General features: G+C 51.7%; 20 protein-coding genes. 16 read left to right on the forward strand and 4 right to left on the reverse strand.

Going from position 1 to position 23,929, the window contains the following annotated elements; genetic code table 11:
* Window positions 1-69 precede the first annotated feature (69 nt).
* From DZC51_RS08950 to DZC51_RS08975, 6 genes are all read left to right on the forward strand, one after another.
* Window positions 70-1,625 (forward strand): IS3 family transposase gene (locus DZC51_RS08950; protein WP_157294948.1). Its coding sequence is split into 2 segments (ribosomal slippage): window positions 70-721 and window positions 721-1,625, totalling 1,557 coding nucleotides; the frame shifts between segments, so codons are not numbered across the junction.
* Window positions 1,626-1,778: 153 nt separating this feature from the next.
* Window positions 1,779-3,698, forward strand: a complete 1,920-nt coding sequence (locus DZC51_RS08955; protein ID WP_157295042.1) for a 3'-5' exonuclease — start codon at window positions 1,779-1,781, stop codon at window positions 3,696-3,698.
* Window positions 3,699-3,841: 143 nt separating this feature from the next.
* Complete coding sequence (locus tag DZC51_RS08960) at window positions 3,842-5,047, forward strand: YcdB/YcdC domain-containing protein (RefSeq protein WP_157295043.1); 1,206 nt, start codon at window positions 3,842-3,844, stop codon at window positions 5,045-5,047.
* An 85-nt stretch (window positions 5,048-5,132) separates the two neighbouring features.
* Entirely contained in the window at window positions 5,133-6,071 is a 939-nt protein-coding gene (gene hprK / locus DZC51_RS08965; protein WP_157295044.1) for an HPr(Ser) kinase/phosphatase, read from the forward strand.
* A gap of 186 nt (window positions 6,072-6,257) precedes the next feature.
* Window positions 6,258-8,981: a bifunctional diguanylate cyclase/phosphodiesterase gene (locus DZC51_RS08970; RefSeq protein ID WP_157295058.1), complete on the forward strand. Its 2,724-nt coding sequence runs from the start codon at window positions 6,258-6,260 to the stop codon at window positions 8,979-8,981.
* 13 nt (window positions 8,982-8,994) lie between these two features.
* Entirely contained in the window at window positions 8,995-10,632 is a 1,638-nt protein-coding gene (locus tag DZC51_RS08975; RefSeq protein ID WP_157295045.1) for a thiamine pyrophosphate-binding protein, read from the forward strand.
* Window positions 10,633-10,719: 87 nt separating this feature from the next.
* On the opposite strand, the gene DZC51_RS08980 is transcribed toward DZC51_RS08975, so the two are convergent.
* Window positions 10,720-11,316, reverse strand: coding sequence for a hypothetical protein (locus tag DZC51_RS08980; protein ID WP_157295046.1), 597 nt, complete (start codon window positions 11,314-11,316; stop codon window positions 10,720-10,722).
* 108 nt (window positions 11,317-11,424) lie between these two features.
* Between DZC51_RS08980 and DZC51_RS08985 the strand changes: the two genes are divergently transcribed.
* Window positions 11,425-12,558 carry a DUF4145 domain-containing protein gene (locus tag DZC51_RS08985; protein WP_157295047.1) on the forward strand — a complete coding sequence of 378 codons (1,134 nt, stop codon included), beginning with the start codon at window positions 11,425-11,427 and terminating at the stop codon, window positions 12,556-12,558.
* Window positions 12,559-12,623: 65 nt separating this feature from the next.
* On the opposite strand, the gene DZC51_RS08990 is transcribed toward DZC51_RS08985, so the two are convergent.
* Window positions 12,624-13,028: a DUF2569 family protein gene (locus DZC51_RS08990; RefSeq protein ID WP_157295048.1), complete on the reverse strand. Its 405-nt coding sequence runs from the start codon at window positions 13,026-13,028 to the stop codon at window positions 12,624-12,626.
* A gap of 129 nt (window positions 13,029-13,157) precedes the next feature.
* Between DZC51_RS08990 and DZC51_RS08995 the strand changes: the two genes are divergently transcribed.
* The 9 genes from DZC51_RS08995 (at window position 13,158) to DZC51_RS09035 (ending at window position 23,096) form a co-directional block, all read left to right on the forward strand.
* Window positions 13,158-13,901 (forward strand): alpha/beta hydrolase, encoded by a 744-nt coding sequence (locus tag DZC51_RS08995; protein WP_157295049.1) that lies wholly within the window; start codon window positions 13,158-13,160, stop codon window positions 13,899-13,901.
* 234 nt (window positions 13,902-14,135) lie between these two features.
* Window positions 14,136-14,498 carry a hypothetical protein gene (locus tag DZC51_RS09000; protein ID WP_157295050.1) on the forward strand — a complete coding sequence of 121 codons (363 nt, stop codon included), beginning with the start codon at window positions 14,136-14,138 and terminating at the stop codon, window positions 14,496-14,498.
* 115 nt (window positions 14,499-14,613) lie between these two features.
* A complete protein-coding gene (locus DZC51_RS09005) occupies window positions 14,614-15,438 on the forward strand; it encodes an alpha/beta fold hydrolase (RefSeq protein ID WP_157295051.1) in 825 nt (274 codons plus the stop codon).
* Window positions 15,439-15,642: 204 nt separating this feature from the next.
* Complete coding sequence (locus tag DZC51_RS09010) at window positions 15,643-16,725, forward strand: ABC transporter ATP-binding protein (protein WP_232524100.1); 1,083 nt, start codon at window positions 15,643-15,645, stop codon at window positions 16,723-16,725.
* Entirely contained in the window at window positions 16,722-17,612 is an 891-nt protein-coding gene (locus tag DZC51_RS09015; protein WP_157295052.1) for a carbohydrate ABC transporter permease, read from the forward strand. The genes DZC51_RS09010 and DZC51_RS09015 overlap by 4 nt, the downstream gene beginning before the upstream one ends.
* Before the next feature lie 18 nt (window positions 17,613-17,630).
* Window positions 17,631-18,527, forward strand: coding sequence for a carbohydrate ABC transporter permease (locus DZC51_RS09020; RefSeq protein ID WP_157295053.1), 897 nt, complete (start codon window positions 17,631-17,633; stop codon window positions 18,525-18,527).
* Between the two features lie 256 nt (window positions 18,528-18,783).
* The gene (locus DZC51_RS09025) at window positions 18,784-20,094 is read left to right on the forward strand and encodes an ABC transporter substrate-binding protein (RefSeq protein WP_157295054.1); all 1,311 of its coding nucleotides are present in this window, start codon (window positions 18,784-18,786) and stop codon (window positions 20,092-20,094) included.
* Between the two features lie 16 nt (window positions 20,095-20,110).
* Window positions 20,111-21,442, forward strand: a complete 1,332-nt coding sequence (locus DZC51_RS09030; protein ID WP_157295055.1) for an MBL fold metallo-hydrolase — start codon at window positions 20,111-20,113, stop codon at window positions 21,440-21,442.
* Window positions 21,443-21,476: 34 nt separating this feature from the next.
* Complete coding sequence (locus tag DZC51_RS09035; RefSeq protein ID WP_157295056.1) at window positions 21,477-23,096, forward strand: bifunctional metallophosphatase/5'-nucleotidase; 1,620 nt, start codon at window positions 21,477-21,479, stop codon at window positions 23,094-23,096.
* Window positions 23,097-23,178: 82 nt separating this feature from the next.
* Here the strand turns inward: DZC51_RS09035 and DZC51_RS09040 are convergent, their stop codons facing one another.
* Window positions 23,179-23,607, reverse strand: a complete 429-nt coding sequence (locus tag DZC51_RS09040; RefSeq protein ID WP_157295057.1) for a hypothetical protein — start codon at window positions 23,605-23,607, stop codon at window positions 23,179-23,181.
* 126 nt (window positions 23,608-23,733) lie between these two features.
* Window positions 23,734-23,929 (reverse strand): hypothetical protein (locus DZC51_RS16275; protein ID WP_232524101.1); only part of this gene is annotated, 196 nt, incomplete at its 5' end.

Raw genomic sequence — 23,929 nt, forward strand, 5'->3', positions numbered from 1 at the left:
TGATATGCTCCCTTCAAAGCAGACAGAGGAAAAAACAAAACTCTGTTTACTTTGGAGGGAGCTTTTCCTATGGCTTACAAAGGATATTCTCTTGAAGAAAAGATGAAGGTCATCCGAGCTTATGAGAGTGGAATCTCGAAAGCCCGACTCTGCCGGCAATTTGGATTGTCAGAAAGCACATTAAAACAGTGGCTAATCCTATATAAATCGTTTGGAGAAACCGGTCTTAAGCCCCGTTCGAGATGGAATTCTTATTCAAAGGAACTGAAGCTCTCGGCAATTAAGGATTACTTAAGCGGTCGACTGACACCCAGTGAAATTGTTATCAAATACAGTATCAGCGACCGTTCTGTTTTGAGGGATTGGCTGAAAAAGTATAATGGTCATGGAGAAGTCCCCAAGGGACTTAAGGAACGGAGGGATCCCATGACCAAGGGAAGGAAGACGACCTTAAAAGAGCGGGTTGAGATTGCCCAGCAATGTATCGCATCCGGCAAGGACTATCAGGGAACAGCCGAAACCTACAAGGTTTCCTATAATCAGGTCTACCAGTGGGTGAAGAAATACGAAGAAGGCCAGGAAGAGGCACTGAAGGACGGACGCGGACGCAAAAAGGCAGACGAAGAGCTGACCAGCGAGGAGCGTCTGAAGTTGGAGATCAAGCGGATTGAGAAGGAGAATGAGCGCCTTCGGGCTCAGAATGCACTCCTAAAAAAGTTGGACGAAATCGAAAGGAGGCGTTTCTAAGCGGGGTCCGGCAGGAAAACTGTTATCTGGCTATCCGCGAGGTCCATGAGTCGGAAGGACATCCCATTGAATTATTGTGTGAACTCGCTGGCATTGGCCGATCTTCCTACTATCAATGGCTGAACCGAGTTCCCACGGAAGAAGAGCAATTGAACCAGGAACTCCTTACAGACATCCGGGAGATTCACAAGGAGCGCAAAGGCATCTACGGATACCGCCGAATGAAGATGGTACTTGAACGCAGGCATGGCCGCAAATTCAATCACAAGCGGGTATACCGCCTGATGAGACTTGGTGGAATCCAATCGGTCATCCGCCGTAAAAAGAAACGCTATTTTCTATCCACTCCGCAACACGTGGCGGAGAACATTCTGAACCGGGAATTTCTTGCGGACAAGCCCAATCAGAAATGGGTCACGGACGTCACGGAGTTCAAGTACGGTGTTGAATCCAAGGCATACCTGAGTGCAATCCGTGACCTCCATGACGGTTCCATCGTTTCTTATGTCCTGGGCCGTTCCAACAACAATGCATTGGTATTCGAGACATTGGATCAAGCCCTGCGGGCTGAACCAGGTGCCCAGCCGATTCTCCACAGTGACCGTGGATTCCAATACACCAGCAGGCAATTCAAGATCAAACTAGATCAGGCTGGCATCACGCAAAGCATGTCCAGGGTTGGCCGATGCATCGACAATTCGCCGATGGAGTCTTTTTGGGCTGCCTTAAAATGCGAAGAGTATTATTTGAGTACATATCAATCGTTTGATGAGCTTAAGAACGCCGTTGATGCATATATCCGTTTTTATAACCACGACCGTCTTCAGGAACGACTAAACGGCCTCAGTCCCATTGAATACAGGACTGAAGCCGCTTAATCAATTTTACTTATTTCCTCTGTCTGCTTGACCGGGTGCAGTTCAGATTTGGGATGGTGTTTTTTCATTGAATAACAGGTGATTCCGTATATTGCCAAAACTTGCCGGACCCCGTACAATTGATTCAGATTGTTCTTAATTGGAGGGGTTTATATGGCCTATATGATCCCGGAAACGATACGGTCATCAGCCACTGCGGGAGAGCGTTTGCTTTTCCGCACGATGAAACAAGTTCTTCCTGATGATGTGATCGTCTATTATGAGCCGGAAATCCACGGCCGCAGGCCAGATTTTGTGCTGATCGGCCCGGACTTTGGAATGATTGTTCTCGAAGTCAAAGATTATACTCGCAACACGCTCTATCATCTGAATATGGATGAGTGGACACTATTGACGTCCGGCAGCGTGCATACGACAGTCAAAAACCCGGCGTTGCAGGCAAAAGAATATATGTTCCATATCAAAAATGTACTGGAGAAGGACAAGTCACTTGTCCACCTTGAAGGGAAGTACCAGTTCCGTTTAAGATTTCCGTGCAGTTATGGCACGGTATTTACGAGGCTTCATGAAAAGGATATGGTGCAGGACCATCTGTATACCATACTGGAACCGGATCGGACATTCACAAGAGATGCTATCGATCCGGACCATGAAAGCTTTTCTGAAGATCAATTCATGGAAAGAATTTATGCGTTGTCATCGATGCCTTTCCCGCTTCGCGAGCCGCTGAAGCAGGAAGAAATCGATGCCATCCGTTACCACTTGTTCCCTGAAGTCCGGATCAGCGCGGAATTCCGTGAGCCGGTCCCTTATAAAGATCAGCTGTTGCTTTCTCTTCGGGACCTGAAGGCGATGGACCTGCATCAGGAGAACCTCGCCAAACAACTGGGAGATAAAAACCGGCTGATACGCGGGGTGGCAGGCAGCGGGAAAACACTCATATTGGCAAGCCGCGCCAAACTTTTGGCCAAAGAGCATCCTGAGTGGAAGATTCTCATTCTCTGTTACAACATCTCGCTTTCCCGTTCAATCGAGTCGCTGGTCAGGCGGATGATGAACGAGCCGGACAGCCTGTTCGATTTTGACTATCATTCCGGGCAGAATCAAAAAGGGTCTCCCGGTACAGGGAATATCGTCATCCGAAACTTCCATGCTTGGCTCCGGAATGACCTGAAAATCAGTGAAAAGCAGTTGCCATATTACATAAATAAATTGGAGCAGGGCGAGGCAGTGCTTCCGTCCTATGACGCGATTCTGATAGACGAGGGACAGGACTTTGAACCGGAGTGGTTCAGATTGGTCAGCAGCCTGCTGAATCCCGAGACCAAGTCACTGCTGCTGGTGGAAGACCGGGCACAGTCGATCTACAAGCGCAAGCGCTCCTATGTACAGGACACGGGACTTGATTTCCGCGGCCGGTCGAAGGTGCTCAATATCAACTATAGAAACACTGCCCAGATTGTCTCTTTTGCTTGGGATTTTTACCGCGCCCATTCCACACTCAAGAATAAAGTGGTCACGAAGGATTTTGAAGGGGAGATCATCGCCCCGCAGAGTACAAAGCGGAGAGGTTACGAACCGGGCATTGTGAAGAGAAAGGATTTCTTTGAAGAGGCTGCCTATGTCGTCAGACAGATCCGTCTTCTTCATGAACAGCGCAGTGTCCCGCTTTCCGATATGCTCGTCCTTTACCGGGTCCGCAAATGGGGAGGATATGATTATGTGGATGTCCTTCAAAAAGCGCTTGAAAAGGAAGGGCTCCCTTTTTATTGGCTGACGGAAACGCCGGAGTCCAAGCGGAATTATGACCGCAATACCGAAACTGTCACAATCAGTACGATCGACAGCAGCAAGGGATTGGATTTCAGAGCAGTCTTTATCGTTCACCTGGATATGCTGCCATTCCCATTGGAAAAGGATAAAGAGCGGGAAGCGTCTCTTCTTTATATTGCAATGACTCGTGCACAGGAGTATCTCTGCCTGACTTATTCGGGAGAATCAGCATATACCCGCTATTTTGCCGCGATTGCTGAAGAACGGAAAAAACTGCTTATCCGGGACAAGCTGAGCTGATGTTATAAGCGAATAAAATCATCGGTTCACCGCTCCGGCATGCAACTTTAAGCATGTCCGGGGCGTTTCTTTATTAAGATTGCTCATTGGCCGCCGAAATTGGGTAATACCATATAGAAGTACTGTAATTGGAGGGTCGGTCGATGGACAGTGTCATACGATGGTTTGAAAAGTTCCTCCCGTATCTGGACGGGCTGAATATAGAAGACATAAAAGCCAAGGGAACGGATTGTCCCCCAGGGAGCTGGATGCTCTGCAAAAAATCCGGGGGAGAACCGGTTGGCGAACTCCATTTGGACAGCAGGGGAGGCATCCGATATTTCCAGAATATCCATGCCGAGGACCGGACTCCTGTCGTCGCCCTGTCACCTCAAGCAATACGTGACCGCGCGGGGCAGTTCGTTGGCGAAGTATTCGGCGCGGAAGCGGAAGATCTCCAATTCTCCTCCGTCGTCGACCTGGAAAATGTGTATACGATTGACTTCGTTAGGGTAGATGAAGACGGATTGGAGCTCCCGAACTCGGGGCTGAGTCTCGCCTTTCAAAAAGACGGGGTTTTGTATGAGCTGGTCAGTTATCTCGGACCGCTTGTGCTGATCGATGAACAGAAAACAATCAGTTCGGAGGCTGCGCTTGATCTGTATATGGCCAACCTATCTGCGGAGCTGAAGATCAGCAAATATGATTCTGAGATCTATGTGGATGGCGACGACGAATTCCGTCTTATCTATGATTTCCTCACCGGCTCCCCGGATGAAGTCAAGATGGATGGCACCGTCATCTCGCTTGCGGAAGATCTGGGGATCAGGCCTCCGGATCACGAACCGCTGGGAAAGGGGACCCTGGAGGCGGAAAGCCGTGCAGACGATGCCTACAGAATTGCGCTTGATTCGGCAATCAAGGCACTGTTTAAACGATTTCCGGGCGCCGAACAGCGATTTCTCATGAGAAAAGAAAGCGGCAACTCTTCCGAATCCAGCAAATCGACTTTTTCATTCATTTTCGACCGTCACCAGAACGGAATCCAGATCGAGGATGAAGGTGTTGAAATAGAGGTGGACCGGAAAACCGGCGAAGTGGTCCGGTTTGAGATCAGCGATGCTGCCGAAAGGGACTTCAGCCCACTTTTGAAGGAGCGTCCCTTCAGTATGCGTGCGGCAAAGGCACTGTTCGTCTCAGATATCAGCATGCGTCCTGTGCGCACGAGAAATGAGGCGGCGGGGGGTGTGCCGGTATATGAGCTCGTTTACATCCCTGTCTTCCCGGATCCCGGTGGTCATATCCATGCCATTGATGCCCATTCGCTCGAAAAGTGGACTGTCGATACCGGATCGCTCCTGGAAGGATAGTTTACGCTTACATTCGGTTTTTAAAATTGTATAATGGATAACAGACAAGACGAATCAAATTACAGGAAGTCGGGATTCAGAGAGAATGATTGAGAACAAGCATGTAACAGTCAGACAGGCAGCGGAAACCTTTTCGCTCGAGGTGTTGGGCGGCAAGGAGCAGCTCGGGCGGATTATCGCCAAGCCACAGGTCAGGCGCCCTGGCCTTGAATTTTTGAATCATTTCAGTTTTATTGCAAAAGGACATGTCCAGATATTGGGCCGCAATGAGATCAGTTATCTGCGGACACTGGATGCGGAAGAGGCGAGGCACAGGATCGGGTATATGGTGACCTACGACCCGCCCTGCATCGTCATCACTTCCAATCAGAAGGAGCCGGAAGGGTTGCTGCTGCACTGCGGCGAAGCGAACATCCCGGTGCTGAGAACATCGGACTCGATGACCGATTTCGTGCAGAAGCTGAATCGTTTCCTGCTGAATCAGCTGGCTGAAGAAATTGCGATTCACGGAGTTTGTGTGAATGTATCCGGTATTGGCGTGCTGTTGCGCGGAAAGTCCGGAGTCGGAAAAAGCGAAACGGCCCATACCCTGATCGGGCGGGGACACCGGCTCGTCAGCGATGACATTGTCGTGCTGCGGAAGCTTAGTCCTCAGACGCTCCTCGGCACCCATGATGGCAGCAACAAGGAATTTCTTGCCCTGCGGAGCGTCGGACTGCTGAATGTCGTCCGGATGTACGGCCGCACTTCTTTCCAGGAAGAGACTCGGATCGCCCTTGATATTGAACTGATCGAGTGGCAGAAAGACGCCCTGAACAACGAACTTGAAGTGGATGTGAAGTACAAGGAGTATATGGGTGTCAAAATCCCCCATATCCAGATTCAGCTGCAGCCGGGGCGCGATGTTGCTGGACTGATCGAAGCGGCTGCGAACAACTGGTACCTCCGGATGCAGGGCTACAGTGCAGCAGAAGAATTCAGGCACCGCCTCGAAGAAGCATTCCATGACGAGGAAGAAGAATAAGTGTCGGGCCGGGTGCCCGTTCGCGGCTTTGATCCTGCATTCCACATAGATGCGGGAGAAAGCCGCTTTCTTATATTGGGACCCGAGAGTGTAATAGGGTATATTCAAATAGGGTCCAAGTTTTCATGAGGAGGTGGGGCAGTGAACGCTCAATCCCGATACCGGCAATTAGCCAATCTTACACGGATGATCAACACTAAATTGGACCTGAAAGAGATGCTGCAGGCCGTGACGGATGCAATCTCCGAGGAAGTATTTCAATGTGATTCGGTTGGCATCTACCTTCCGCAAGGGGACGGAACATTCAGAGGTTTCACCGGAAAGCCGGATATCCTGAACGGTATGACACTTGATATGCATGTGATCAGCCCGAAAGATGACGCGCTTGTCCGTGAAATCACAAGAACAAAAGGGGCAGTCTACATACCTGATACCAGGTCGGATGATCGGCCGAGTGACTGGGCGGTCGATTCGTTTCTGATCCGCTCACTTCTCGGGATGCCGATTTCATACGGAGAAGAACTGTACGGCCTCGTTTTCCTGTTCAACTACGGACAGCCCATGAATATCACTGACGAGCAGCGGGAAACCGTTGAGGCATTTGTCAACATGGCTGCCGTTGCAATCCGGAATGCCAACGACCTGACCCGCAAAGAGAAGCTGATCCGTGATAAGCAGATGCTCCTCGATGCGAACAGCGAGCTGTCGCGTGCGGAGACGATGGACCAGGCAATCCAGATCTGTTTCCGGTATGTCGGAGAACTGCTTCAGAACGATGACCCGGCTGTTCATTTGCTGGATCCTGTCGCAGGAAAAAAGATCAAGCCGGCCCATCTGTCAAAAAACAGTGATATGAGCGAGGAACAGTGGCTTGAGATGCACCAGGCGCAGTTGGATGACCTTCTCGAGGACAGGATGTATCAGGATGCAATCCGCACCCGACTTCCGGTCTACATTCCGGATGTGACAAAGGACGACCGTCCGAGCCAGGAGATCTGCCGCACCTTCGGGATAACCGGGATGGTGGTTCTGCCGATGATCGCGATGAATGAGATTCTCGGATTTATCGCTGTGCCGAACCGTTCAGGAAGGGTTATCGAGTATGCTCAGGCAACCATCGATCTTGCGCAGTCTGTCGTAGATATGACGGCTTCAACCCTGTCCAACCTTCTGTTTATTGAGAAACAGGAGATGATCATCAATCGGCGCACAAGCGAAGTCACGGTAAAAAATGAAGAACTTCAGCGCGTCATCACCGAACTGGAATCGCTTTCCCGTGAAAAGGAACTGATTCTGAAGTCGGCAGGAGAAGGCATTTTCGGAATCGGGCTGGATGGCAAAATTACGTTCAGCAATCCTGCCGCATTGAAGATGCTTGGCTATTCACGGCCTGAAGAGTTGGAAGGGGAGTCTTTTTCAAAGATTTTTCACGGAGAGAACCTGCGGAACGGAGAACTTCCCCGTCAAAATGATGAAGTGGACATTTTCCATAGAAAAGACAACACCGTGTTCCCGGTCGAATATGACATTTCGTTTATCCAGGAAGATGACCAGGTATTCGGCCAAGTAGTGATCTTCAAGGACATCACCGAACGGAGATATCTGGAGGAAGAGATCAAGTACTACGCTTATTATGACAGTCTGACCGACTTGCCGAACCGTCTGCAGATGAAAGAGCGGCTGGACGAGGCCCTGATGAATGCCACCAGGGGCAATGAAAAGGTGGCCGTTCTTTTCCTCGATCTTGACCGCTTCAAGCTGGTCAATGATACTTTCGGACACAGTTTCGGCGATCTGCTGCTGAAGGAAGTGGCGGTGAGGCTAAGTGAAGCCATCCCCGTGAATGGCATCGTTTCGAGGCAGGGCGGTGATGAGTTCATGATCATCCTGCTGGATGTAAAGAGCAGAAGTGAGGTCATCCGCTCTGTAGGAAAAATCAATAAAGCCTTTGCTAAACCGATTGTGATCGACGATCACGAGCTGTTCATCAAAAATTCAATTGGTATCAGCATGTATCCTGAAGACGGGGACACTGCCGAGCAACTCATTAAAAATGCCGATACCGCGATGTACCATTCCAAAGAAGTGGCAGGCGGAAGTTATCATTTTTACGATGAGAAATTCGGTAAGCGGACGATCGAGAGCGTCAAGTACGAAAATGCCTTGTACCGTGCTTTGGAGCGGGATGAATTTACTCTGTATTATCAGCCGCAAATTGATTTCAGCAGCCATCGCCTTGTCGGCGTAGAGGCACTGATCCGCTGGAACCATCCGGAAGAGGGACTCGTTCCGCCTGATATCTTCATCCCGCTTGCGGAGCAGACAGGGCTGATCGTAGAGATCGGCGAATGGGTGCTGCGCGAAGCCGTCTTCCAGCTTAAAAAGTGGCAGGATAAGGGTTACACAGATTTGGATATGGCCGTCAATTTGTCGGCCGCCCAGTTTGAACAAGGCAATCTGCACCGTATCGTCAAGCAGGTACTGGCGGAAACCGGAATCCGTCCCGGGCAGCTTCATCTGGAACTCACGGAGAACCAGATCATGAGAAATACAGACCTGGCCATCTCCACGATGAACAAGTTGAAGGAACTTGGCGTCCACTTGGACATCGACGATTTCGGCACCGGGTATTCGTCACTTGGCTATCTCCAAAGATTCCCGCTGACTACACTCAAGATCGACCGGACATTTATCCGGGACATTCTGTTTGATGAAGATGACCGTGCGCTGACGGATACGATTATTACCATGGCGAAAAACATGGGCCTTGAGGTCATCGCGGAAGGTGTCGAGACGATTGAGCAGGCCGATTATCTTGCTTCCCGTCAGTGCATGCTCATGCAGGGTTATTACTTCAGTCCGCCGGTACCGGCCAAAAAGCTTGAAAATGACTTCTTGACCAACAAATAAGGGGGAAGGTCCAATGAAAGCAGGCGTTGCAGTTCTGGAGTTACTGAGAAGTGTCGGGATCGACCGGGTTTTCGGAATACCGGCAGGCAGTGTGAATGTGCTCTTTGACGGGTTGAACGATTACGCGGACATCCGTCCGATCATCACAAAACATGAAGGTGCGGCAGGTTATATGGCGGCAGGATATGCGAAGTATTCCGGCGGCCCGGCTGTTGCCATTGGCTCCAGCGGGCCGGGCGCGATGAATATGATCACGCCAGCGGCAAACGCCATGCGGGAACAGCTTCCTGTACTGTTTTTGACCGGTGCGGTCCCGAGCAGCACAGTCGGGCTGAACTCTTCACAGGAACTGGATGCCGCTCCGGTTTTCGCACCGGTCACAAAATACTCGAAACGGGTTGAGCGGGGAGAGAACCTGGCGGAAGAAGTAGCTAAAGCCCTTGAAATCGCATTGAGCGGTGTTCCGGGTCCTGTACATATTGCCATGCCGCTTGATGTTCAGATGGCGGAAATCGATCCTTCCCGGATCCCTCACGAAGTGCGGCCCGTTGGTGTAAAAACGGATTTCGCTGCGGCCGGACAAGCTGCACGTGAGATCAAGGTCCGGAACTCAGGCCTGATATTCTGCGGGCAGGGCGTCAGGGGAATGGTGCCGGAAGTGATGCGCCTTTCAGAACGGCTCGGCTGGCCGGTAGTATCGACGCCTGTGGCAAAAGGGCTCTTTAAAGACACCCACCCCAACTTTGCCGGAGTTTACGGATTTGCAGGACATGAGTCAACGGGGCGCCTTGTCCAAGATGGCGAATTCGAGACGGTGCTCGTGCTCGGGTCCAGTCTCGGGGAAACCGCTACGAGCAATTATAATGCCGGACTCGCCCGTGACCGCATTGTCATACAATTCGACCGGGACGAAACGGTGTTCGGAAGGAAATACCCTGTGGATCTGCCTGTTCTGGGCGATCTGGAAGATACGATACCGGCTGTTCTGAAAGAACTTAAAATCCTAGGTGCGGGAGAAAAGTCTGTCAAGGTCCCTTACAACCCTGAGCGCCTGATTCCCGGAGAAGCGTTCACAACAAAGAATGTCATGCTGAAACTCCAGCAATTGCTTCCCGAACAGACTAGATATGCAGTCGATATCACAGAGACGGAAGCTTATATCATTCACGACCTGAATACTCTTTCGCCGGATGCCTATGACATCAACGTCCACTTCGGGGCGATGGGGAGCGGTCTGTCCGTCGGAATTGCCGCCAAAATGGCGGAACCCGAACGCCCTACGGTGATCATCACGGGGGACGGCTGCTTCCACATGCACGGCATGGAGATTCTGACAGCCAAAGAATACCAGGTCCCTGTCCTGTTCATCGTCATGAACAATGCCCGGCTGGGTCTGGTCTATCATGGGCATAGTCTGCAGTTCAAGCGGGTGCATGAAACCTTCTCAACACAGCCGATGGACTTCGCCAAGATGGCAGAAGGGTTCGGTCTACCGGCCGCACGTGTTGCGTCGATGGAAGATCTGAACGGAGAAACCATCGCGGAACTGATGGCTTCAGATGGACCGGCACTCCTTGAAATCGTCCTGACCGACGACACCCCGCCTCCGATGGGAGACCGAGTTAAATTCCTTGCAGGATTTGCGGAGTAAGAGTGGGAGTCAATGCAATATCCGTTTCCAATAAACCTGTCCGAAAAGCCCTGATCCATTAATGGATCAGGGCTTTTCCGGTTCAAGTTATTGATAGGGGTTTTCGTCAAAGTACTCGGTAATCGTCCGGATTGTCATCGTCTTGAAGTCATCCGCCACGGGCCTGCCTTCAGGGTCTGCATAGAAGGCATGGCCGTTCCGGTTCTCATAGCCGATTTCGATAAGGCGCATCAACAGTTCTTCAGGAAGATATTCATTGCCGTTGACGGTCATGAATTCCTCGGTAGGTGTCACCAATACATCAAGGTCCTCGAAGCCGCCGGTAATCATGACGAGATCCCCCTCATGGCGCTTGACCCAGTTTTCCTTGGAACGGATGGAAATCCGGGATTGTTCAATAGAGACGATGCCTTGGAGATTTGTTCCAAACATATGTAAGAGGAGCGGGCAAAGGTGCTCGACATCCAGAGCAGGAAGCTTCCTCAACTCTTCCGAAAGCATTTCACGATTGGTCAAGCCTTCTTTTCTGCCCCGCAGAACCGGAACAACGTCGTAATCAAATCCGAACAGTTCCTGCACTATATCATGGACTGCGTCTCCAACATCCCGATCTCCAATCGCCGCTAACCGTCTCTCCATTTCATCCATCCGGTTCAATTTTCTATCCGTCACTTCATCCACCATCCCGAATGCCTCTGTTTTGTATTATTATGACACATCCTATGAGCTTTGTAGACTAGGATCAAGAAATGATAAACTAAAGTGATTGTACATAGAGAAGGAGCCAGCACGTTGAACGATAACGAAGAGAATTATTATGCATTTCTGGAACACCGGCATCTCGCAATGGTCGCGGGGGAGCTGGAACAATCCGTATATACAAGCCCTCGAACGATGCTTACTCACGCCCGTGTGCTGATTGACTCAGTCCTGCAGCTGGTCATGAAGGAAGAAGGGATTCCGGATGCCCAACACATTTCACTGAAGGAGCGACTCGACGAAGTCAGCCGGCAAGAACTGCTTACCGACGAAGTCCGGGATGCGCTTCATGAGATCCGGATGGCGGGGAACCGCGCAGCTCATCAGCCGAGAGCGTTCCGGGTGACCGAGTCTCTGGCTGCATGGGAACACCTTTATATTGTCATGAAATGGTACGTGGAAGTTTACGGAGACCCTGATTTTACGTTTCCCGAATACCGGGACCCGGCTCCGCCGAAAGAACAGACCTTCGAACTGCCGGAATTGGAATCCCGCCTGGGCCGTCTGGAAGAGCTGCTGAGAAAAACGCTGAGCGAAGACTTGAAGGAAGTCGCACCTGAGAAAACACCGGCAGCCGTTTTGTCACAGGCGCAGAGAATTGAGGAACCGCCGGGTTACACAACTGTGCGTAAGATCCGCTTCAGAGAGAGAACGCTCGACATCCCTTATTTTTTGCGAGATGCTTTTCTCTTGCCTCAGAGATTCGAAAAGTCGGTGCGCTTTCTCGTCAAGCTCCACGGAGCCGAAGAAGCGCGGATCATGAGCGAACTGCCGACTGACCTCACAGGTCTTCATCTTTCGGTTTCGCGGTATACAGAGAAAAATGATCAGTTGTTATTCGAGGAGCTAACGGACTTCATCGAAGAGGAAAAAGCCCGCCGCAAGATCCGCATCGAGCGGCCGGGTGAGCTGTTCTTTTTCCATAAAGGGGATTCCATTATCGTGACGGAGACTCTGGCCAAGGCAGAGCTGAACAAGGAAAACTTCCCTTCGCTGACGCCGGGATTCATCCGTCAACTGGAGGAATCAGGCATCCGCCGGGCAGGGCAGCTTCCACAGGAACTAGTCATTCTGGCCAAGTATAAGAATGTAGGCGCGGGAACAATTGAGAAATTGTTTGATGACTTGAAAAACTCACAGAACGAAACCGCTGAAGCAGTGAGCTGATTCAATTGCCGGTATGCGGATGGTCTCTTGGGGCGGTGTTTGATTGGTATATCTTCTGTTTGCGCTTAACGAATAAATGTCGCCTTGACCCGGCGGCTGGAGGCGAAGTAGAGGATCCAGACCATGAGGATCCCGATGCCCAATAAACCGCCGGCTCCCACAAACCAGGCATAGAGAGTCAGCAAGATCTCAACCAGATAAGCGATGATCATCAGGAGAGGCAGGCGCTTTTTCCTTTGCACCCAGCTAAGGATAACGAAAAGATAATAGAAGGTTAGAGATAAATATATTATGTAGACCCAAAGATCCTGTCCGCTCATTTCCAACGGATTGAAAGACAGCACCACCGACGAAACCATAAACAGGCTAAACAATAGATAAAGTGCGGGGAGGATCAGCCATCCCGCCACGACCGCATACCGGAAGTCCGTCTTGAATTCCGGGCGGCTGCCGGAAGTTTCGTGATTCATTGAACTTACACCTCCTGTAAACTCCTTCCAATATAACAAACACCCGCCTCCAACTCAATGCGTTGCGAAAAAGGGAACACAGCCATTCGTGTCGAAGTGTGGAACAACCCAATATTTGGAGGGATCAGGATGGAAGAACATTATCCGGTGCTGAAAGAAGCCGAACCTTACTACAAGGAGGGCGGTAAGGAAGGGGTCCTTATCTCGCATGGTTTCACAGGATCCACACAAAGCATGCGTCCGCTTGCGGATGCAATGGCGGAAGCAGGTTTCACGGTGTGCCTTCCACGACTGAAAGGGCACGGTACCCACTATGAGGACATGGAGCGCACGAGCCGTCATGACTGGATCGGATCGGTTGAGGAGGGGTACAGTTGGCTGAGCGAGCGGTGCGATACCATTTATATGGCAGGCCTTTCGATGGGCGGCACGCTGACGCTCTATATGGCTGAGCGCCATCCGGATATCAAAGCGATTGCACTCATCAATGCAGCCATCGACATGCCGGCACTTCAAGAAGTCGGTGATCCGGAAGAGGTCCGTTTCCTTGACGCGATCGGATCGGACATCAAGAAGCCGGGCGTAACCGAATTGGCCTACGTAAAAACACCGGTCAGGTCGGTGAAGGAGATCCTTGCCTTGATGGAAGAAGTGCGAGCGAACCTGAGTGAAGTGAAATGCCCGGCGATTATCCTGGTATCTGATGAGGACCATGTCGTGCCTCCTGGAAATTCCGTCATTATCAGTGATGAGATGTCATCGGAAGAGAAAGAGACCGTCCGGCTGGAAGATAGCTATCATGTGGCCACACTGGACAACGATCAGGACCAAATCATTGAAAACATACTTCGTTTTTTCAAGAAGAACAGTTGAGAATCGGAAGGTTGACCAGGCCGTCGTAAGGGGCAGAAAACACCCCTAAGCATGACATCCTCACTCTTTTGATATGTTACGATATTAAAAGGAACATGTTGAACTTCTTGGGCCGTTCGCGTGAACCGATCATCCGGGTCACATCATCCCGCTTTCGTTGAGCTGAAGCATTTTTCTTTGAACCGGGAAAATAGCGGATCAGGAAGGACGGCTGTCAAAGACGGAGGAAAAGAATTGGATTTTTTCATCAAGAGAAACTGGAAGATCACAAAGGAAATCGCCACGGAAACCAAACGGAATTGGAACTTGTTCCGGGAGCAGGCAGCACGCGCTGATAAAGCCAAGATGTTTACGCTCGTCTATATGAGTGCCGTTTTTCTTCTGGCTTTTCTGGCAAGTTGGTATGTCAGTGCCCTGTTTGTGGTTTTGGGAATTGGCATGGGACTGTATCTCGGAATTACGGATCATCCGGGATTTTTCGCATTGCTTTTGCTTCCATTGGTCGGCGTCGTGACACTGAAACTCACGCAACTCTATTGGACCCGCTTTTATCCGGCATACCGGAAGGAATTTTTCAACAAGATGAACCTTCAATAAGAATCTTCGTGACATGAAAAGGCACCCTTCGGGGTGTCTTTCTCTATGAACTCGGATTCCGATTGGTATACTGAAATCGGAACAATCAGTCAGATTCAAAAAAGGGGGAAGGAAAATGTCCTTTTTCAAAACGAGTGACGGAGTAAAACTGTTTTATGTGGACAAGGGAGAGGGAAGGCCGATTGTGCTCATTCACGGCTGGTCGGGTGATCATACGACATTTGCCGAGCCCATTGAATCCTTAAGCAGGGATTTTCGGGTAGTGGCTTATGACCTGAGGGGACACGGCCAATCTGAGCGGCCGGATCAGGGGCTGACGCTCCGCCGTTTCGCTCAGGATTTGGAAGAACTCATGGAGCAGCTTGGGCTGACCGAAGTGACATTGGCCGGCCACTCGATGGGCGCATCTACCGGTTTCGAGTACATCCGCAACCACGGCACGGACAGGCTCAGCTCCTTTACGATCTTCGATATGACACCAAAACTGGTCAACGGAGAAGGGTGGAACCATGGATTGTGGCACGGGGAGTATTCCCGCTCGGACGCCGACCGGGATCTGACACAGATGTACGAAGAATTCGTTGGCTTCTCAAAACCCTTCATGAAACGCACTGTCCCGTATCTGAGCGAGTCTGAACTTGAGGAGCTGCTGAAGCTGTCCGCCACCAATTCTCCGCATGTGCTGGCTGCCATGTGGCATGCCATGGTGACGGCCGATTACCGGGACATGCTGGATGACATCAGGGTGCCGGCACAGATTGTCTACGGTGACAAAAGCACGCTGTATTCCAAGGAGACCGCAGGCTATCTGAACAAGCAGATTCCCGATTCGACGGTGATTCCGTTTGAAAACTGCACCCATATGCTGACGGCCGAGAATCCGGGCAGGGTAGAGGAAGTCATCCGGCAGGCTGCCAGCACGCCCGCATCCAAAGCTTGATTAACCGAATGGCGATTGACCGCAGACAACATGTCTGCGGTTTTTTTCGATTACTACTGTAAATCTTTCGTTAAGCTAAAAACGGGCCTTTAGCAATTCTTAACAACCCCTTCATATGGCAGCAAAGGTCGAACCCCTATAATGGACGGGCACCAGAAAGAATTGCCGGATGGGCTCGGGAGTCCGGACAGAAGATACATAGAGGTGAACACGTTGCAGGTCCGGTTTGAAGAGGTCTCCGTGTCGTATGGGGACAAAAAAGTGCTTGAGAACATCAATTTCACATTTCCGGCTCATTCCCTCGTTTCGGTACTTGGACCGAGCGGGTGCGGGAAATCGACGACCCTGATGCTCATCTCGGGATTGATGTCGCCGACGGAAGGGAGAATTTTCTTCGGCGACCGTGAAGTCACCAAACTTGATGCGGTCAGGCGCAAGGTCGGAATGGTGTTCCAGAACTATGCGCTTTATCCGCATCTGTCGGTTCTGGACAACATCATGTTCCCGCTCAAGATGGCCAAAGTGCCTAAAAACGAGCGCCGTGATCGGGCGCTTGAGCTCGCCAATCTTGTCCAGATTGATGAGCATATCGACAAAAAGCCGAAACAGCTGTCAGGCGGCCAGCAACAGCGTGTGGCGATTGCCCGCGCACTGGCCAAGGAACCGTCGATTCTGCTGATGGACGAACCGCTCTCGAACCTGGATGCCAGACTGCGGCTTGAGATGCGCGAAGAGATCCGCCGAATCCAGCAGGAAACCAACATCACGACAGTCTTTGTCACCCATGACCAGGAAGAGGCACTCAGCCTTTCTGATCAGGTGATGGTGTTGAACGATGGCGCAATCCAGCAGATGAGCACGCCACGTGATCTGTATGAGCGTCCGGACAATCTGTTTGTGGCCCGTTTCCTCGGTAAGCCTGCCATTAACACACTGACGTTTGATCCGAACGGAAGAATCAGAAGGATGATGAACATCCCGCAGCCGTATGCGGGCCAGATCGAAACAGTCGGCATCCGTCCCGAAAGCATCATGGTCACTGACCGTCCGGAAGACGCTCTGTTCCGCGGTGAAATCACCCATCTTGAGCGGATCGGAAGGGACGTGTCCGCCAAAGTCCGGCTTGGCAGTGCGGAAATGGTGGTGAGCGGCCTGCCCGCTTCAGTGGAGGAGGGCCAGACAATCAATCTGACAGCAGTTGATGACGAACTCCTCTACTTTGACCAAACCGGCCGGTCCGTCCGGTGGAGTGATGTCGGGACGGCAGCGGGGAGTGCAGGTGCATGATACAAAACCCGACGCTGAAAAGCACGATGAAGGCATGGCTGTACATCCTCCCGATGATGCTCATCATCTTCACGTTCAATCTTTATCCGATCGTCAAGTCGTTTGCGATGAGCTTTTATACGGATTACAACTTCTATGAAGATGTGGTTCATGCTTACGGGCTCGGCAATTTCGGGATGATTCTGCAGGATTCTGATTTCTACCTTGCGATCAAGAACACCTTCATCTTCGTTCTTGGCGTCGTTCCGATCTCGATCGCCCTTTCTCTCGGGATCGCATTGCTGCTGAATCAGATCAAGTTCCTTTCAGGCTTTTTCCGGACCGTGTATTTCCTTCCATTTGTCACGAGCACGGTCGCCATTTCGCTCGTCTGGAATTGGTTGTACCACCGGAACTACGGGCTGATGAATTACTTTCTCGGCTGGTTCGGCATCGAGCCGGTCCACTGGATCACTGATCCCGACTACTCGATGCTGGCACTCGTCATCATGGCGGTCTGGAAGGGGCTCGGCTTCAACATCATCCTGTTCCTGGTCGGGCTGAACAATATCGATGAGACCTATTACAAGGCAGCCAAGGTCGACGGGGCCTCAGGGTTCAAACAGTTCCGGAACATTACATTGCCGCTTCTCGGGCCGACGGTTTTCCTGGTGTCAGTGCTTGGCGTGATCAACAGCTTCAAAGTGTTCGATGAAGTGTATGCCCTGTTCCAGGCAAAGCCAGGACCGGCCAAATCGACGCTGACGGTCGTGTACTACCTGTACGAGAAGTTCTACACGGAGTATCAGTATGGCATCGCAGCGGCTGCGGGCGTCGTCCTCTTTGTCATCATCCTGGCCGTTACACTGATCCAGTTCGCCTACAACCGGAAGTTTGTCCATTACTGAGAAAGGAGGCAATGAGGCATGAAACAAGTGCTGGAGACCCCCGCCGGGCTGCCGCCGTCCAAACGGGCAAGCTGGCTGTTGGCCGATGCGGGAATGGCGGAAGTGATGAAAAAGGGACTCATCTATACCGCCCTGTCAATCGGGGCCATCATGATGCTGATCCCGTTCTACTGGATGGTGGTCACGTCACTGAAAACACCTGCAGAGGCTGTTGCGATGCCACCGGTGTGGATGCCGGATGTGCTTCAGTTCGGAAACTACGGGACAGCCCTTGAAGCCGCTCCGTTCGGGCAGTACTTTCTGAACAGTGTGCTCGTAACCGCGGTTTCGACGATCGGGGAACTGTTCACGACGATCCTGGCAGCATTCGCCTTCGCGAAGATGAAGTTTTACGGGCGGAGCCTGCTGTTCACCGTCCTGATCGCGACGATGATGGTTCCCGGTGAGCTTCTGATCATCCCGAACTTCGTGACGCTTTCCAACTTCGGGCTGATCAATACGTATGCGGCGCTGATCATTCCGTATCTTGCGAGTGTGTTCTCAGTGTTTATCCTCCATCAGAACTTTGTGTCTGTGCCTGATGAGCTGTATTATGCCGCAAAGGTTGATGGATGCAGCGACTTCCGGTTTCTCTGGTCGGTTATGGTGCCGCTGTCCAAATCCGCCATCGTGGCCATCACGATCCTGAAAGTGATCGGCAGCTGGAATTCATTCATGTGGCCACTGATCGTTACGAATGACCGGATGCTCCGTACGCTGCCGGTGGGCTTGCAGGCCTTCACAACCGAGGCGGGGACGAAGTATGAACTGCTTATGGCCGCCTCGACACTTGTTGTCCTGCCGATGATCATCCTGTATCTGTTCCTGCAGAAGTACATCATCATGGGCATCTCGCGGAGTGGGCTGAAAGGTTGAGGAAGTGAGATGGGGCGTGGTTGATTTCCGTTTCGAGCCCTCGCATACTGCGGGCGTTGCCTTAGCCGGCGCCAGTACGGAGACTGGCGTCTGTGTGCAACGCAGAGAGTTGCAAAACATCCACGGGGTCTTCGGCTAACGCTTTTCCCGAAGGTGTCTCAGGCCCTTCACAATAATCAACCCAAAGGAATCCGGATAGATCATTTGTCCGGATCAAGTTTCACTATTAAAAGAAAATTAGGGGGAGAGAAGACAAATGAAGAATCGTAAATTCACACTTGGGGCAGGGCTTTTCCTTTCTGCCAGCCTGCTTTTGGCGGCTTGCGGAGGGGAAGCAAGCAGCAGTGACGAGGCCGATGCTGCAGAAAAAGATAACGGAGAAACGGTTGAGGTGACGTTCTGGCATGCGATGAACGGGCCGCACCAGGAGGCGATCACGGCGCTGACGGAGAAGTTCAACGAATCCCAGGATGAGATCATCGTGAAGGAAATGAACCAGGGCGACTACAGCTCGCTCCAACAGTCAATCATGGCGGCGGGCGTATCCAAGGACCTTCCGACAATGTCGCAGCTGACGCCGGGACAGGTGCCGGATCTTGCCGAAAACAACCTGCTTCAGCCGCTTGATGACCTCATCGTCAGCGACACCGCATTTTCACAGGACGAGATTGACGATATCTATGAAGGTTTCCTGGACGGAGTGAAATACGACGGCAAGATGTATTCGATGCCATTCTCCAAGTCGACGCGGATCATGTTCTATAACCAGGAAATCCTTGATGACTACGGCATGGATGTCCCGGCTAGCTGGGACGAAGTTATCGAGCTTGGCGAAAAAATGACCGAAGCCGGTGACGACCGCGTCGCCATGGGGCTTGAGAACGGCTTCGAAATGGAATTCGAGACAATGGCCCGCCAGAACGGCTCGGCTTTCATCGACCAGGAGACACTTGAAGTCGACATCGATTCCCCTGAAAGTGTTGAGGCACTGCAGTTCCTCATGGATGCGTTTGAAAACGGACATGCGCGTACCGCCGGGGAAGACGGCTACTTCTCCGGTCCGTTCAGCCGTGGTGAGTCTGCACTCTATATCGGTTCCAGTGCAGGCGTGGCTCACGTTCAGCCATCCGCCGATGAAAACGGGCTCGACTGGGGCACTTCTGAAATCCCAACGTTAAACGGCGAACAGCTGACACTCCTTGCCGGTAACGATCTTGGCGTCTATGCCTCCGCCACTGAAGAAGAAAAGGAAGCGGCCGTGACCTTCATCCATTTCCTCCTCCAGCCTGAAAACACGGCCTTCTGGGCGATGGAAACCGGCTATGTGCCGATCACCCGTGCCGCTCAGGATGTCCCGGAATATCAGGCCTTCCTGGAGGAGAACCCGACCGCCGAAGCGGCTAACAAAGAACTTGAATATGCAGCGAACTCCGCCATGTTCAAAGGCCACGGCGAATACCGGAACGCATTCATCGAAACGCTGGATGACGTCCTCGTGAACGGCACGGATGTGCAGGAAGCACTGACCGAACTGGACCAGCAGACAGAAAGCATCATCGGAAACTGATAAGGGGGAATGCTTGATGACACGCTACCGATTCTGGGGTGGTCTGGACACCATCGGCGGCAACATCGTGGAAATCCTCACCGGACAGGCCAGAGTCATTTGTGACTTTGGCTTGTCATTTAGCGGGGATCCTGAAAAACAGCCAGGAGAAATGTCGAAGACAGAACAGCTGATCATTGATGGAAGCCTTCCTGCCATCCCGGGACTTTACAATACGGAAGGATTCCTATCCGATGCGGCCTCCCCGGACCAGGAAGAAATGCAGCAAACCGCCATATTCATTTCCCATCTTCATCTGGATCACATGGGCGGACTGCCGCACTTACCTGAAGGGACGGACGTCTATTTGTCCAGGGAAGCCTTCCGCCTCTACAACATTCTTGTTAAAAGCGGAGAGGAACAGCCGGCGAAGGTTTCACTCCACCCTGTCGGAGACAATGAAACCGTCACGGTCGGGGATATCCGGGTGACCTTTAAGCCGTCAGACCATGATACACCGGGATCATCCGCTCTCTTCATCGAGACGGACGACCTGAAACTGATCCATTCCGGTGATCTCCGCCTGACAGGCAATCATCCCGGAATGGTGATCGATTGGGTCAAGGAAGCCGAAGAATGGGAGCCGGATGTACTGCTGCTTGAGGGAACCAGCTTCAGCTCGGACCGGGATCAGGAAAGGAAATCCGCAGCATTTCCAACTGAAGAGGCGCTGATCGAGTCTCTGGAAACACTTCTTAAGAAGGAGACGGAGGCCATTGTCTTCGTCAACCTGTATATCCGCAACATTGAGCGGATGAAGGATCTGGCCGAAGCAGCTGCGCGGCGCGGAAGGACGTTGGTATTTGAAGAAGCCTATGCCCGAGTCCTGAAAGCATTTTATCCCGAGCTTCGACTTGCAGTTCTGAAAGAAACGGTGATCGGAAGAGAGATCTCCGAAAAAACGATCTCTTTGCAAGAGCTTTCGGAACAGCAAGGACGCTATGTTCTTCAGAACAGCTATCCGAACACCCGGTTCCTGGCCGCATTTGACGGGGGCATCTACTGCCACAGCAACGGTGAGCCACTGGGCAGTTATGATCCCCGCTATGCAGACATGCTCGCTCTTCTTGATAAACATGCATTCAGTTTCAGGGAACTGGGCACGAGCGGACATGCCGGCCAGATGGACCTGCTTGCCATCGCCGAGGTGATCGGGGCAGGCGTGACCATTCCCTGGCATACATTCCGGCCAAAGGTGTTTCATCAAGAACTGCAGCTGGCCGGTGTCCCGTCATTTCTTCCAGAGGCGCATGTCTGGTACGGACAGGAAACGGCAGAAGAAGGAGCGGAGCTTCCGGTGCATCAGTAATAGCAGTCATCAGAAGGAAACGGAGGCGGACGCATTGGACAAGCTGACACTGACGATTCTGGAAACAAGTGATGTGCACGGGTATCTCTTTCCGGGAGACGGAAGGAATAAAGAACAGGACCAGGACATGGGCCTATTCAAGGCGGCAACGGTCATCCGGGAAGAAAAGCAAAAAGCGGATGGCCCTGTTATCGTGATCGATAACGGAGACTTCATCCAGGGGTCGCCGCTCAGTACTTATATGGAAAGAGAACGGGGGACAGCGGCACCGCTTGTTGGAGCATTGAATACGTTGAAGGTCGACGCCGGCATTCCCGGCAACCATGAATTTAATCACGGCCTGTTCTATATGATGGAGTCGGTCCGTGCAGCAAGCTTTCCGGTGCTGGCCGCCAATATCTTGGATGAGACCGGGGAACCGGTTACGGGGAAGGCCTATGAAATCTTTGAAAAGGCCGGTGTACGCATTGCCGTCCTCGGCCTGGTGACCCAGTATATCCCGCATTGGGAACATCCCGACCACTGCGCAGGCCTTACATTCCGTTCGGCGGTCGATAGTGCGAAAGAATATGTACCGATGCTCCGTGAAATTGCAGACGTCGTAGTTGTCAGTTACCACGGAGGCTTTGAATGCGATCTTGAGACCGGGGAGCCGACCGAGATACTGACCGGGGAGAATGAAGGCTATGCGCTTCTGACAGAGGTTCATGGGATTGATGTGCTGCTGACCGGACATCAGCACAGGAAAATTGCGGCCGTCAAAAACGGCATCCCGGTGCTCCAGCCGGGCCATAGGGGAGAGTCCGTCGGTAAAGCGACGCTTGAAATGGAGCGGCAAGGAGACAGCTGGCGCATTATCGGCAGCAGAGCAGAACTGGCAGAGGTGAATGGAAAAGAAGAAGACCTGGATCTGACGGAGCAGTTCTGTATGCTGAAAGACAATCTGGACGAATGGCTCGAAAGGCCGGTCGGTGCAATTGTCGGTGATATGTCCATCGCGGATACGCATTCTGCAAGGATCAGCGGACATGCCTACGTCGACTTTATCAACCAGGTCCAGATGCATCACAGCGGATGCTCCATATCCGGAACCTCTCTCTTCAGTCAGAGCGCGGCGGGTTTCCCTCCAAGTGTCACGATGCGGAATATTGTCACCAATTACCCTTATCCGAACACCCTTGCCGTCTGCCGGGTGACCGGGAGTGACCTCAAGGAAGCACTTGAACTGTCTGCCACCTATTTTGAGCTTAATGAGGATGGCGAGATTGGGATCAACTCCGAGTTCATCTATCCGAAGCCGCAACACTATAACTACGACATGTATGCGGGAATTGAGTACACCATCGATCTCACACGGCCTCCCGGCGACCGCATCTCGGTTCTGATCCACGACGGCCATCTCATTCAACCAGATGAAACGCTTGAGATCGTACTTAATCAATACCGCGCTGTCGGAGGAGGCGGGTACCATATGTTCGGACCTTCCAAAATAGCCCGTGAAATTCGTGTACCGATGACGGAGCTGATAGCGGGTTACTTTAAAGAATATCCGGTTGTCATGACAACACAGAACCGCAATTTTGAAGTAATCCGGACAGGGTTCGGCAGAGAGGAAGATGAGGCGCTGGATTTGCAGCTGGAAAACAGAGCTTAACGGAAAAATTAAAAGGACGCTCCGATTGGAACGTCCAATGAAGGCGAGTGGGTAGTCTCCTGCTTGCCTTTTGCTATTGGGTTCAATCCCCAAGCGGGGCTGCCGCAGGAGTTGGGTCCGAGTCCGAAACGGCAGGCTTCCGGATGAACAGCCCCGCAAAGTGGGATTTGTAGTGATATAGGAGCAGCCCATGAAGCAGGACAACAACCAGGGCAAGCGCCAGCATCGACGGGTCGACGAACAGGTGAAGAAGGAAAATGTTTGCGACAACCGGACTTAAAGCAGCAATCGCCATAGGCACAAACTGATTGGTGATCAGGAGGATCCCGCAGACGATTTCGATGGTTTTCTCCACAAACAGCAGATAATCAAACATAAACAGTGCCATGGCTTCAGGACTCGTTGCGATAAACGGATCATATCCGAAGAAGACCACATACCCGTTGATTCCCGCGCCAAGGAAGATGATCCCCAACAGCAATCTACAGAACAGGACCAACCGACGATTCATGCAATCGCTCCTTATCAGTATATTATCTGAATTATAGTACAACAATCCACTTCGTTATGCGTGGAATTCAAAAGGCGAGTGTCTGCTAATGAAAGATTTCGACTATAATTTTGAGGGTTGCGTGATTTAGAATAGCGGTGTATAGTTATCAACGTTGCGTTTCCAAGTAACGCGGCGAACGGAAAGAAACAAAAAGTTGTTGACGAGACGAACGCGATATGTTATATTAAGCAGGTCGCTGATCAATGCAACGACAATTAATGAACCTTGAAAACTGAACAGCAAAACGCTGATGAAATGAGTTCCCGGAACCCGACCCGTC

This window comes from Bhargavaea sp. CC-171006 (assembly GCF_009761675.1).
GTDB lineage: Bacteria > Bacillota > Bacilli > Bacillales_A > Planococcaceae > Bhargavaea > Bhargavaea changchunensis.